Origin of the sequence: Streptomyces sp. NPDC026673 (assembly GCF_040638135.1) — a bacterium.
Classification (GTDB): Bacteria; Actinomycetota; Actinomycetes; order Streptomycetales; family Streptomycetaceae; genus Actinacidiphila.
On the sequence record NZ_JBEZXR010000006.1, the window covers coordinates 136,806 to 149,999 of the forward strand.

Genomic DNA, 13,194 nt, shown 5'->3' on the forward strand with positions numbered 1-13,194 from the left:
GTCGGCAGCGGTCCGGGTTCACCCGGAGGTCCTGCCGCCGGGCGCGGAGCGGCAGACCTCTCCCGCGGGCGGGAGCAGGCCGAGGAGGAAGTAGCGGTCGACGGCGCCGTCGACGCAGGTGTCGGCGGCGAGCAGGTAGGCGCCGTGGCCGTCCCCGTCCAGCGTGAGGAGCCGGCCCGAGTCGAGTTGCCCGGCGAGTGCCCGGGCCCAGACGTACGGGGTCGCCGGGTCGCGGGTGGTGCCGACGACGAGGATCGGGGCGCTTCCGTGGGCGGCGATGGGATGCGACGGCTGGTTCGGCATGGCCGGCCAGTGGGCGCATCGGGGGAGTTGTACGGCGTAGAGGGCGCCGAACTGGGGCGAGGCCCGCAGGAATTCGGGCAGCGAGGCCTTCGCCTGGGCGGCGGTGAGCCGCGGTCCGAGCGGGGAGCTCAGGCACGAGATCGCCGCGTACGACTGGTCACCCGGGACCGTGGTGTCCTCGTCGAGGAACCGCTGCAGGAGCGCGCCGTCCCCGGCCCGCACGTCGCCCAGCAGTTGCCGTAGCACATCCCATGCCGCGGGGTTCAGCGTGTTCATCACCGCGGCGAGGAGATCGCCCCCCGTGATGGTGATGTCCTTTCCCTGGCGCAGCGGGGCGCGATCAAGGATGTCGGCCATCGTGTCCAGCGTGCGGTTCGTCTCGGTCACGGAGCGGCCGACGGGACAGTCGGGGAGGGTGGCGCAGTGGGCGGCGAAGGCCTCCCACGCCACCTGGTAGCCGTGTATCTGGCCCAGATAGAAGTGGTATCCGTCCAGGGTGGGGTCGAGGGCGCCGTCGAGCACCAGCCGTCCGACGCGGGCCGGGAAGAGTTCGGCGTAGGTGGCGCCCAGGTAGGTGCCGTAGGAGTAGCCGAGGAAGTGCAGTCGCTCGTCGCCCAGCAGCGCGCGCACGACGTCCAGGTCGCGAGCCGTGTCCAGGGTGCCGACATGGGGCAGCAGCCGTCCGGCGTGTTTGCCGCAGGCGGCGGCCGTCCGCGCCGACTCGGCGTCGAAGTCCTCGAACTCCCTTTCCTCCGACTCGGGGAGGGTGGCGGCGGTGTCCTCGGGGCAGATCACCGGGGTGCTGCGTCCCACGCCGCGTGGGTCGACCGCGACCAGGTCGTAGGCGGCGCGCATGGCGGGGGAGAAGAGCCCGGTGTAGGACACCAGGTCGTCGATCGCGGACCCGCCGGGCCCGCCGGGGTTGAACAGCAGCGACCCGATCCGCTCGGCCCCGTCTCCGGTGGCCCGTTCGCGGATGGCGCCGAGCCGGATGTCACCCGCCTCGGGACGGGCGTAGTCCAGGGGCGCCTTGAGGGTGGCGCACTGGAACGCGGGCCGGTCCGGGCAGGTCTCCCAGTGGAGCGTCTGCCGGTAGTAGGGCAGCAGCTCCGCCGGCACGTCGCCGGCCGCGGGGTCGTTCCGTCCCCCGGTGGCGCAGGCGGTCAGCAGCAGGCCGCACGCACCCCACAGGGCCACGGTGCGGCGAAGGCCGGTCCCGCCGGATCCCGCGGTCGTCCGGGTGGTGGTCATCGGTCCCCCGCTCAGTGGCAGACCGTGCCGGCGGGCGGGAGTTGGCCACTCAGCAGATAGCGGTCGACAGCGTTGTCGACGCATGCGCTTCCCTCGGGCTGTATGTAGGCGGTGTGCCCGTCGCCGTCCCAGGTGAGGAGCCGGGCGGAGGACAACTCGCGGGCGAGCGCTTGGGACCAGGCGTAGGGGGTCGCCGGGTCGCGGGTGGTGCCGACGACCAGGATCGGCGGGGCTCCGGGTGCGGTGATGGCGTGCGAGGGCTGGCTCGGGCCGGCCGGCCAGTGCCTGCACAGGGTGAGGAAATCGATGTAGTACGTCCAGAACTGCGGTGAGGCGCGACGGAACGCCGGGAGGGCAGCCTCGGTCTGCGCCGGGGTGTACCGCGGGCCGAGCATGCCGCTCAGGCAACTCACCGCCGTGTACCACTCGTAGCCGGAGCCGGACTCCTCCTGGGCCGCACCGGAGAGCTTCTGCAGGGAGACGGTGTCACCGGCGGAGGCCGCCTCACGCAACCCCGCACGCAGTTGCTCCCAGTCCGGCGCCCGCAACGCGTCCGAGACGACGCGGAGGAGGTCGTCGCCGGTGAAGGTGATGTCCTTGCCCTCCCGCAGCGGGTTCCGGTCGAGATCGGCCACCAGGGCGTCGAGGGCGCGGTCGGCCTCCGCCACGGAACGACCGACGGGGCAGTCGGCTCGGGTGGCGCAGTCCGCGGCGAAGGACTCCCATGCCACCTGGTATCCCCGCGCGGAGTTCAGCATGCGGTGGTAGCCGTCGAGCGCGGGGTCCATCCCCCCGTCGAGGACCATGCGGCCCACGTGCGAGGGGAAGAGTTCGGCGTAAGTGGCCCCGAGATAGGTGCCGTAGGAGAAGCCGAGGAAGTGCAGCCGGCCGTCCCCGACGAGGGCGCGCATCAGGTCCATGTCCCGTGCCGCGTCCGGGGTGCCGACGTGGGGCAGCAGCCTTCCCGCGCCCAGCCGGCACGTCTCGGCGATCTCCTCGCGCTCCTCGTCCAGGACCGTGAAGTCCGACAGCCCGGCGACGGCTGCCGGACCGGACTCGGGGAGGCCGGCGGACGCGTCGGCGTCGCACTCCACCGGGGTGCTGTCGCCGACCCCGCGCGGGTCGACGGCGACCAGGTCGTAGGCGGCGCGCACCCCGGAGGAGAAGGCGGGGCCGAGGCCCCACAGCCCGCTGACGGCGGACTCGCCGGGTCCGCCGGGGTTGTACAGCAGGGAGCCGATGCGCTCCGCGCCGGTTCCGGTGGACTTCATGCGCGTGGCGGCCAGCGAGATGTCGCCCGCCTCGGGGTGGGCGTAGTCCAGCGGTGCCTTCAGGGTCGTGCACTGGAAGGACGGCTGGTCGGCGCAGGGCTTCCAGTGGAGCTTCTGCCCGTAGTAGCGGGCGAGTCCGGGTGGTACGGCTTCCGCGGGCGCGGCGCCGTCCGGCGCCAACCGGGTCGCGGCGGGTGCGTGCCCGGCGTCGAGGGACGCACAGGCGGTCGCCAGCAGCGCGCAGGTGCTCAGCAGGGCGACCGCGCCGCGTCGTCCCGTTCCGCGTCGTCCATGGCCGGTGTGTCGGACAGCGTCCATCGCCGTGCCTTTCTGGGAGTGGTGCCGTCAGTCGCAGACGGTGTCTTCCGGTGGGAGCCGCCCGTCGAGGAGGTAGTCGTCGACGGATGTGTCGACGCAGCGGCTGCCCTGCTGGTAGGCGGTGTGTCCGTCGCCGTCCCGGGTGAGGAGCCGGCCGGCGGAGAGTTGCCGGGCGAGTGCCCGGGCCTGGTCGTACGGTGTGGCGGGATCGCGGGTGGTGCCGACGACGAGGATCGGCGGGGTGCCGCGTGCGGTGATGCGGTGCGGGACCTGGGTCGGCCGGGCCGGCCAGTGGGCGCACATCGGAAGGAATCCGGCGTAGTACGCGCCGAACTGGGGCGCCAGGCGGCGGAATTCGGGCAGCGCCGCCCGTGTCTGGGCGGCGGTCGACCGCGGTCCGAGCGCGGAGCTCAGGCAGTTGATCGCCGTCAGGGACTGATCACCCGAGTCCGCGTCCTCGTCGGTGCCGAGCAGCCGCCGCAGGGTGCCCGCGCCACCCGTTCGAACCTCGTGGAGCAGGACGCGCAGGGCGTCCCACGCCGGTGCCGAGAGCCCCGAGGTGACCGCCGTGAGGAGTTCGTCGCCGGAGCGGGCGGCATCCCGGTCGAGCTCCCGGACCAGGGTGTCCAGGGTGCGGCCCGCCTCCTGGACGGAGTGGCCGACGGGGCAGTCGGGGCGGGTGGCGCAGTCCGCCGCGAAAGACTCCCAGGCGATCTGGTAGCCGCGCGCCATGCCGAGGGTGGCCCGGTAGGCGTCCATGTCGGGGTCGATGGCGCCGTCGAGGACCATGCGGCCGACGCGGGTGGGGAAGAGCTCGGCGTAGGTCGCGCCGAGATACGTCCCGTAGGAGTAGCCGAGGAAGTGCAGGCGGTCGTCCCCGAGGAGCCCGCGTACGAGGTCCATGTCCCGGGCGGCGTCGGGGGTGCCGACGTGCGGCAGCAGACGGCCCACGTGGCGTGCGCAGGCCGTGGCGATCAGCGCGAACGCCGGCTCCGGGCCGTCGGCGACGGGACCGGCTCGGGTCCCGTCGCCGGGCGGCGGGGCACCGGTCGGGCAGTCCACCGGGGTGCTGCGTCCCACGCCCCGGGGGTCGATGCCGACCAGGTCGTACGCGGCGCGCAGGGCGGGGGAGAAGCCGTCGGCGAAGGACATCAGGTCGTCGATCGCCGACACGCCGGGCCCGCCGGGATTCAGCAGCAGGGAGCCGATGCGCGCGCTGCGGGGCCCGCCGGCCCGGAGGCGGACGGCGGCCAGCCGGATGTCGCCCGCCGCCGGGCGGTCGTAGTCCAGGGGCACCGTCACGGTGGTGCACTGGAACGACGCCCTCTCCTCGCAGGGCCGCCAGTCGAGCCTCTGCCGCTGGTAGCGCGCCAGGTCCGGCGGCCCGGCGGAGGTCGCGGAGGGGGACGGTGCCGCGGACGGGGACGGTACCGAGGGCACGGACGGCACGGTCGGCACCGAGAGCAGGGACGGCACCGCCGGGGCGGACCGCACCGCGTTCGCGGACTGCGGCGGGCGCTGGGGCGAACAGGCCGTCAGGACCAGGCAGCCGCCGAGCAGCCCGGCCGCGCAACGCCGCCGCCACCTGGAGGTCCGGCCCGGGGCCCGCACCGAGGTCATCGCCCGTCAGACGCAGACCGTGCCGGCGGACGGGAGCCGTCCGTCCGTCAGATAGCCGTCGATGGCGCTCTCGACGCAGGTGCTGCCCCGGTGGTAGGCGGTGTGTCCGTCGCCGTCCCAGGTGAGGAGGCGTCCGGAGGAGAGCTGTCGGGCGAGTGCCTGGGCCCAGGTGTACGGGGTGGCCGGATCGCGCAGCGTGCCCACGACCACGATCGGCGGGGCACCGGCCGCGGTGATGCGGTGCGGGGACTGGTTCGGTCGGGCGGGCCAGTCGGTGCACATGGGAAGGGTCGCGGCGTAGCTTTCGCCGAACTGGGGGGTGACGCGGAGGAATTCCGGCAGGGCCGCCCGCGCCTGCGCGACGGTGGACCACGTACCGAGCGTGGAACTCAGGCAGGACACCGCGTAGTACGACTGGTCGCCCGGATTCTCGTTCCCGTCGGTTCCCACCAGCGCCTGTACCGCCGCGGTGTCACCCGCCCGCACCTCCCCGAGCGCGGCGCGCAGCGTCTCCCAGTCCGGAGTCCTGAGTCCGACGATCACCGCGTTGAGGAAGGCGTCGCCGTTGACGACGACGTCCTTGCCCTGCTTCAGGGGGGTGCGGTTCAGCTCTGCCACCAGGGCGTTCAGGGTGCGGCCGGCCTCCTGGACGGAGTGGCCGACGGGGCAGTCCGGGCGGGTGGCGCACTCGCGGGCGAAGGACTCCCAGGCGATCTGGTAGCCGCGCGCCTGGCCGAGTGTGTAGCCGTATCCGTCGAGGGCGGGGTCGATGGCGCCGTCGAGGACCATGCGCCCGATGTAGGTGGGGAAGAGTTCGGCGTAGGTGGCGCCGAGGTAGGTGCCGTAGGAGAAGCCCAGGTAGTGGAGGCGGTCGTCGCCCAGGAGGGCGCGTACGACGTCCATGTCCCGGGCCGCGTCCACGGTGCCCACATGGGGCAGCAACCGCCCCGCGTGGCGCCCGCATTCGGCCGCGACCTCCGCGAAGACCGCGGCCGATTCGTCGATGTCCGCCCTGCGCGCCACCTGACCGGACGCCGTCGCGGGCGCTGCGGCGTCGCAGTCCACGAGGGTGCTGGCGCCGACGCCGCGCGGGTCGACCGCGACGAGGTCGTATGCGGCGCGCACGGCGGGCGAGAAGGAGTCGGCACTGCTCAGGAGGTAGTCGATCGCGGAGACTCCCGGTCCACCGGGGTTCATCTGGAGCGACCCGATGCGCGTGGCGCCGTTCCCGGTGGCCTTCTGGCGTATCGCGGCCAGAGTGATGTCACCCGCCTGCGGACGGGCGTAGTCCAGCGGCACCTTGATGGTTCCGCACTGGAACGACGGCACCCCGGCACAGGTCTCCCAGTCGAGCTTCTGCTCGTAGTAGCGCCCCAGTTCGGCCGGGACGGCGGGGGCCGCGCCTCCGGCCGGCACCAGGTGGACCGTCTGCCGGAGGTCGCCCGCCGCGCATGCCGTGAGCAGCAGCCCGCAGGTGGCGAGTACGGCGAGGGCGCCGTGGAGCCTGTGCCGAGAGGGGGTCATGACCACGCCTTTCTGTGCCGCGCGGGGCGCGGCTGGTCGGGATCGGGTCGCGGGTTCGTCGAGGTGGGCGTCTGCGTGTCAGTCGCAGGCGGTGCCGTCGGCCGGGGGTCGGCCGTGGAGGAGGTAGTCGTCGACAGCGGTGTCCACACAGGCGCTGCCGCGCTGGTAGGCGGTGTGTCCGTCGCCGTCCCAGGTGAGGAGGCGTCCGGAGGACAGCTGTCGGGCGAGTGCCTGGGCCTGGTCGTAGGGGGTGGCGGGGTCGCGGGTGGTGCCGAGGACGAGGATCGGCGGGGCACCGGCCGCGGTGATGCGGTGCGGGACCTGGGTCGGCGGGGCCGGCCAGTGGGCGCACGTCGAGAGGTCCTCGTTGTAGAACGCCCCGAACTGGGGCGAGACCCGCTCGAATTCGGGCAGTGCGGCCAGCGTCCGCGCGGGAGAGGACCGCGGTTCGAGCGCGGTGCTCAGGCAGTTGACCGCCGTCATGGACTCGTTGCCGGGCTCGGCCTCCTCGTCACCGCCGGCCAGTCGCTGCAGGGCCGTGGTGTCACCGGTCCGCAGCCCGCCGAGCGCGGTGCGCAGCTCACTCCAGTCGGCGGTGCGGAGCACGTCGACGATCGCGCCGAGGAGGGCCTCGCCGTCGAGGAGGACGTCCTTGCCCCGCCGCACCGGGGCGCGGTCGAGGGCGTCGACCAGGGTGTCCAGCGTGCGGCCGGCCTCCTGAACGGAGCGGCCGACGGGGCAGTCGGGACGGGTGGCGCAGTCGGCGGCGAAGGACTCCCAGGCGACCTGGTATCCGCGTGCCTGGTTCAGGTAGGCGTGATGGCCGTCCATGGCCGGGTCGACCGCGCCGTCGAGGACCATGCGGCCCACCCGGGTGGGGAAGAGCTCGGCGTAGGTGGCGCCGAGATAGGTGCCGTAGGAGAAGCCGAGGAAGTACAGGCGGTCGTCGCCCAGGAGGGCGCGCGTGACGTCCATGTCCCGGGCGGCGTCGAGGGTGCCGACGTGGGGCAGCAGCGGCCCGGCGTGCTTCGCGCAGCCGGCGGCGACCTCCGCGTGGTGGGCGGCCCAGGCGTCGATGACCGCCGCGTCCGAAGCGGCCGCTCCGCGTGTCGCGGCGGTCGCGGAGGTGCCGCTGTCGCAGTCCACCGGGGTGCTGAGTCCGACGCCGCGCGGGTCGACCGCCACCAGGTCGTACGCGGCGCGCAGGGCCGGGGGGTAGACGTCCGCGAAGTCCCGCAGGTCCTCGATGGCGGAGGAGCCCGGGCCGCCGGGATTGATCTGGAGCGACCCGATGCGCGCGGCGCCGTTCCCGGTCGCCTTCCTGCGCATCGCCGCCAGGGTGATGTCCCCCGCCTTCGGGTGCGCGTAGTCCCGCGGCACCCTCAGGCGCGCGCACTGGAACGACGGGTCGTGGCACGGCTTCCAGCGCAAAACCTGTTCGTAGTAAGGCCGCAACGCGGCAGGCGGGGCGGCCGCGGGGGAGGCCGCTCCGGCGGGAGCCGGCGCGGTGGTCCGCCGCAGGTGGGTGGTGGCGGTGCACGCGGTGAGCAGCAGCCCGAAGGTGACCAGCACCGCGAGCGCGCCGCGTGGCACGCGCCGGGGTATTCGGCCCGTGGCCGGGACAGCGTCCATCGCCACGCCTCCGTTTCCGCCCGTTGCGAGACGCGGGGCTGGTCGGCATCGGTGAGCGGCCGCACGGCGGGCCCGGGCGCCGCGTCCCGCCGGGGAGCGGCGATGCCTCCGGCCCGCCTCCTGCTTGCGTAACCAGGTCATCACAGATCGTGCGCGGGTGACCGTCCGGCTGGGCCGAACGCGTGAACCCGCCGGGTCGCCCCCGCCGCGAAGCCCATCACAAGTGCGCGAAAGCGCACGCAAGTTGACCGGTATCGCTCTGGTCCCCCACGCCACGCCGCGGCTACCGTCCGCGCGTGCCTTCACCCATGCGCGCCACCCGCCCCCGCACCGACCGCATCCGCATACGGACCACCTCCCTCGTGGCGGCCGTGATCGCCGCCCTCGCCGCCGTCCTCCTCCCGGCGACCGCCGTGCAGGCCGCGCACGCCGCGGGGACGGTGAGAGACGGACTGAGCCGGCCCGACTACTCGTACGCCGACGCCATCCGCGAGGCGGTCTGGGTCGACACGGGCCGCGACGACGACGGCGACGGCCGCGGCGACCGCGTCGCCGCCGACATCGTGCGTCCCCGCGAACCCGCCGCCGTCGGCCGCAAGGTGCCGGTGATCATGGACGCGAGTCCCTACTACTCGTGCTGCGGGCGCGGCAACGAGGGCCAGTTGAAGACCTACGACGACCAAGGCCGCATGATCCAGGCCCCGTTGTACTACGACAACTACTTCGTCCCGCGCGGCTACGCCGTCGTCCTGGTGGACCTGGCCGGCACCAACCGCTCCGACGGCTGCGTGGACGTGGGCGGCCGCTCCGACATCGGCTCCGCCAAGGCCGTGATCGACTGGCTGAACGGCCGGGCCAGGGCCTACACCTCCCGCACCGGCACGCAGCCCGCGAGCGCCCGCTGGTCCACCGGCGACGTCGGCATGATCGGCAAGAGCTGGGACGGCACCATCGCCAACGGCGTCGCCGCGACCGGCGTGCGCGGCCTGCGCACGATCGTGCCGATCAGCGCCATCAGCTCCTGGTACGACTACTACTTCCAGCAGGGCGCCGCCCTCTACGACTCCGGCCCCGACTGGCTGTCCGACTACGTCGAGAGCCCGGCCGCCCGCGCCCGCTGCGCCGCCGTGCAGCAGCGCATCGTGGACGGGGCGCCGCGCAGCGGCGACTGGACCGCGTTCTGGAACGAACGCGACTACACCAAGGACGCGGGCAATGTCCGCGCGAGCGTCTTCGCCGTCCACGGCATGCAGGACCTCAACGTCCGCACCAAGCACTTCGGCCAGTGGTGGAACGCGCTGGCCGCGCACGGCGTGGAGCGGAAGGTGTGGCTGTCGCAGACCGGGCACGTCGACCCGTTCGACTTCCGGCGCGGCCCGTGGGTCTCCACCCTGCACCGCTGGTTCGACCACTACCTGCTCGGCGTCCGCAACGGCGTGGAGCGCGAGCCCGCGGCCGACATCGAGCGCGGCCCCGACCACTGGACCACCGACCGCGCGTGGCCCCCGGCCGGCACCGAGCGGACGCCGCTGAGCCTGCGGCCCGGCGCCACGCCGGGCCAGGGCAGCCTGAGCACCGCCCCCGCCCTGCCCGGGAGCACCGCGGCCTTCACCGACGCGCCGCAGGAGTGGGAGGAGGACTGGGCCGCCGGCGCGGACACCCCGAGCGCCTCCAAGACCGTCTTCACCACCGGCACCCTCGCCCGCGACCTGCGGCTGGCGGGCACCGGAAAGGTCACCGTCACCGCGTCCTCCTCCACCACCGGCGCCCACCTGTCGGCGGTCCTGGTCGACCTCGGGCCGGACACCGTCCGGGACTTCCTCGCGGCGAAGGAGGGCATCGTCAACCTGGCCACGCGCTCCTGCTGGGGAGAGGGCACCGCGGGCGACAGCCCCTGCTTCCTCGACACCGCGGCCGACACCGTGGACGTCGCCCACACCGTGGTGAGCCGGGGCTGGGCCGATCTCGGGCACGCCGCCTCCGCGCGGCACGGGCGGCCGCTCGTCCCGGGCCGGCCCTACACCGTCACCGTCACCCTGGGCGCGACCGACCACGTCGTCCCGGCCGGGCACCGGCTCGCGCTCATCGTCGCGGGCACCGACGGCGGACTGATCGAGCCCCCCGGCACCACCCCCACCGTCACCATCGACCTCGCCCGCTCGCACGCCCTGCTCCCGCTCGTGGGCGGAGCCCGCGGACTCCGCGGCACGACCCCGCACACGGCCGCCGCGCACCGCGCCGCCGACGCCCCGCTCGCGCCTCCCGGGGACGCCCGGACCGTACCCGCGGGGCGCTGACCTGGGCCTGCCCGTCCGCCTTCACGCGAGGTGAAGGCGGGCGGGTAGTGTCAGCGGGTCAGCGATAGTTGTACTAGGAAGCAACAGCACCCGTGGACAGCACCAAGAAGACCGCCGAGGACGCCCCCGCCGACGAACCCGGCGCCGACCGCCTCCCGGCGGCCGGCCCGGAAGACCACGGCGCCCGGCGGCGCTGGCTCATGGACACCCGTCCGCTGCGCCACCCCGCCTACCGCCGCCTGTGGAGCTCCACCACCGTGACCGCCGTGGGCAGCCAGCTCACCGCCGTCGCCGTGCCCAAGCAGATCTACGACATCACCGGCTCGTCCGCGTGGGTGGGCTACTCCAGCCTCGCCGGGCTGGTCCCGCTGGTGATCTTCGCACTGTGGGGCGGGGCCGTCGCCGACAGCGTGGACCGCCGCAAGCTGATGCTGTTCACCAACATCGCCATCGCCGTCACCTCGCTGCTCTTCTGGGTGCAGGCCTTCGCGGGCGCGCAGTCCGTCTGGCTGCTCATGGTGCTGCTCGCCGCCCAGCAGGCGGCGGCCGGCATGAACGCCCCCGCGCGCAGCGCCGCCATCGCCCGCCTGGTCCCCGCCGAGGAACTGCCCGCCGCCATCGCGCTGGGCTCGACCGTCATGCAGACCGGCCTGATCGTCGGCCCGCTCCTGGCCGGTGTACTGATACCCGTCATCGGCCTGGCCGACCTCTACCTCATCGACGCGATCGCCCTCACCGCGACGGTGTGGGCGGTATGGCGGCTGCCCGCGCTGCCGCCCCTGGAGTCGAACGGGACGCCCGTCGCCCGGCGCGGCGGCTGGCGCGAGGTGGGCGCCGGCTTCCGCTACATCACCGCGCAGCGCATCCTGCTGCTGTCCTTCCTCGCCGACATCGTCGCCATGGTCTTCGGCATGCCGCGCGCCCTGTTCCCGCAGCTCGCCGACACCACGTACGCCTCCTGGGACGAGGGCTTCGCGCTCGGCCTGCTGTACGCGGCCATCCCCATCGGCGCCGTCGCCGGCGGACTGTTCTCGGGCACCTTCTCCCGCGCGAAACGGCACGGCCTGATGGTCGTCATAGCGGTCTGCGGCTGGGGCGCGGCGATCGCCGGACTCGGGCTCAGCGGCAGCCTGTGGTGGGCCGCGGGCTTCCTGGCGCTGGCCGGATTCGCGGACATGGTCTCGATGGTGTTCCGCAGCGCCATCCTGCAGTCGGCCGCGACCGACGACATGCGCGGGCGAATGCAGGGTGTCTTCACCGTGGTCGTCGCGGGCGGCCCCCGGCTGGCCGACCTCCTGCACGGCACGGCCGGTTCGGCGTTCGGCACGCGGAGCGCGGTCACCGTCGGGGGCGTGCTCGTGGTGGTCGTGATGCTCGGCCTCGCGGCGGCGTTCCCCGCGTTCACCCGCTACCGGGGGGCCTGAGCGGAGGAGGTGCCGAGTGCCCCGGCCCCGCTGTGGCGGTTTCCGGCGGCGACCCGGCCGCCGCCCCGTCCCGGTCGGGCACACGGGGGGCGGGGGCACGTCCGCGAGGTTCCGGCGGAGTGCCGGGTTTGATCGTACCTGGCGCTGCGCGCGGCTTTCCCGAGGGGGCTCGGCGTGCCTCCGTTGTCGTGTGCGGGTGCGGTGTGGTTGATGTGGGGTTTTTCCCCGCCCGCCCTCCCGATTGCCCGGCGCGATCGGTGCGGGCCTCGCGCGTGTGTGGTGGGCCGGGGTCGGGGCCTCCGGGGCTGGGCATTCTGGACCGCACATTTATGTGCATGGCGGGCGGTACTTGTTGTGCCGTCTGTGCCGCACAACAAATACACGTAAGTGTCCAGAACGCCCACCCCTACGACCCCGCCCCCTCCCTCTCGTAGCGCGCCTGATCCCCGGAGGGGGGTCAAAGGGGGAACATGCCTCCGCCACGACAACGCGCCGGAACACCGGACCCCGGCCCGCCGCCCGCACCGGGGCCCTGGTTTTCAAGGCGCCAAGGGTGCCTTCCCACGTCGCCATGGCCGGTACGCGTCTCCACGGGATCCATCTCGGGAGATGCCCCAGACCTGAGACCGGGAAGATTTGAACCCGTGCCCGGCTACATGCTGATTCCGCCGGAGCAAGCCCCTGCGCGGCCCGCATTATCCGCCACAGCGGCGGCATGCTCAGCGCCGTCATCAGCAGGATCACGGTGGCGCCGATACCGGCGTAGGGGAGGAAGAACCACCAGTCCTTGACCGGTTTGACGACGATGTCGAGCATGATCGTGCCGACCTTCCCCTGGGCGCTGCACTGCCCCCGATGTGGCGGCGCGTGCTGGTCGGCGGAGGGGCTCTTTCCGTTTCACCCCCTCCGGGGATCAGGCGCGCTACGAGAGGGAGGGGGCGGGGGAGTTGGGGGCACCCCCGGCCGAAGGCTGGGGGAGGGAGGGCGGGCGGGGAAAAACCCAACCGCAACCACAAACGCGCCGCACACGACAACCGGGCCGCACCCCCCGCGGCCCCCCACATTGCACCCCCAGAGTGAACGCATGCGTCGATCAGCGTAGTGCGCCGCAGGCTCCCCGCACCCGCCCGGATAAGAGTGAGGGGTACGCATCCGGAGGAGCAGCGCATGCCGCATGCCGCAGCGGGACGTTCCCGCCGGGTCCCGGCGGGGGCCGCGGTCGGGTTGTTCGCGGCACTGCTGTGTCTGCTCCACGCGTTGTGGGCGACGGGGGCCGCCGCCCTGCAACCGCTCGAGCCGGCGGCGGCCGTCTCCGTCGTCACGGACGACCCCGGCGCACCGGCGCACCATCACCCCGCGAGCGTGGGGCGGCGCACCGTCCCCCAGGCGGGTCCCCAGCAGCGCGCGACCGCGCTCCAGGGGCATGCCGCCGACGTCGTCCACGACACCTGTCCCCCGGATCCCGTCGGGGCCGCGGTCCGCGGTCCCGTCCGGCACACCTTTCCCGCGGGCAGACCCGACCACCTGCACATCGTCCTGCGCTGCTGACGGCGC

8 protein-coding genes are annotated in these 13,194 nt (G+C 73.8%); 3 read left to right on the forward strand and 5 right to left on the reverse strand.

Features of this window, described 5'->3' with window-relative positions; all coding sequences use genetic code 11:
* Positions 1–18: 18 nt before the first annotated feature.
* The 5 genes from AB0F62_RS07475 to AB0F62_RS07495 all read right to left on the reverse strand — a co-directional run bounded on the left by AB0F62_RS07475 (position 19) and on the right by AB0F62_RS07495 (position 7,919).
* On the reverse strand, positions 19–1,554 hold the full coding sequence (locus AB0F62_RS07475; RefSeq protein WP_361793218.1) for an alpha/beta hydrolase: 1,536 nt from the start codon (positions 1,552–1,554) through the stop codon (positions 19–21).
* An 11-nt stretch (positions 1,555–1,565) separates the two neighbouring features.
* On the reverse strand, positions 1,566–3,143 hold the full coding sequence (locus AB0F62_RS07480) for an alpha/beta hydrolase (protein WP_361793221.1): 1,578 nt from the start codon (positions 3,141–3,143) through the stop codon (positions 1,566–1,568).
* A 27-nt stretch (positions 3,144–3,170) separates the two neighbouring features.
* A complete protein-coding gene (locus AB0F62_RS07485) occupies positions 3,171–4,763 on the reverse strand; it encodes an alpha/beta hydrolase (RefSeq protein ID WP_361793224.1) in 1,593 nt (530 codons plus the stop codon).
* 6 nt (positions 4,764–4,769) lie between these two features.
* Positions 4,770–6,287, reverse strand: a complete 1,518-nt coding sequence (locus tag AB0F62_RS07490; RefSeq protein ID WP_361793227.1) for an alpha/beta hydrolase — start codon at positions 6,285–6,287, stop codon at positions 4,770–4,772.
* A gap of 78 nt (positions 6,288–6,365) precedes the next feature.
* The gene (locus AB0F62_RS07495; RefSeq protein ID WP_361793230.1) at positions 6,366–7,919 is read right to left on the reverse strand and encodes an alpha/beta hydrolase; all 1,554 of its coding nucleotides are present in this window, start codon (positions 7,917–7,919) and stop codon (positions 6,366–6,368) included.
* 308 nt (positions 7,920–8,227) lie between these two features.
* Here AB0F62_RS07495 and AB0F62_RS07500 point away from each other — a divergent pair, with 308 nt between their 5' ends.
* The 3 genes from AB0F62_RS07500 to AB0F62_RS07510 all read left to right on the forward strand — a co-directional run bounded on the left by AB0F62_RS07500 (position 8,228) and on the right by AB0F62_RS07510 (position 13,188).
* A complete protein-coding gene (locus AB0F62_RS07500; RefSeq protein WP_361793452.1) occupies positions 8,228–10,216 on the forward strand; it encodes a Xaa-Pro dipeptidyl-peptidase in 1,989 nt (662 codons plus the stop codon).
* 92 nt (positions 10,217–10,308) lie between these two features.
* Entirely contained in the window at positions 10,309–11,640 is a 1,332-nt protein-coding gene (locus tag AB0F62_RS07505) for an MFS transporter (protein ID WP_361793233.1), read from the forward strand.
* A 1,167-nt stretch (positions 11,641–12,807) separates the two neighbouring features.
* Positions 12,808–13,188, forward strand: coding sequence for a hypothetical protein (locus AB0F62_RS07510; protein WP_361793236.1), 381 nt, complete (start codon positions 12,808–12,810; stop codon positions 13,186–13,188).
* The last annotated feature ends 6 nt before the right edge of the window (positions 13,189–13,194 follow it).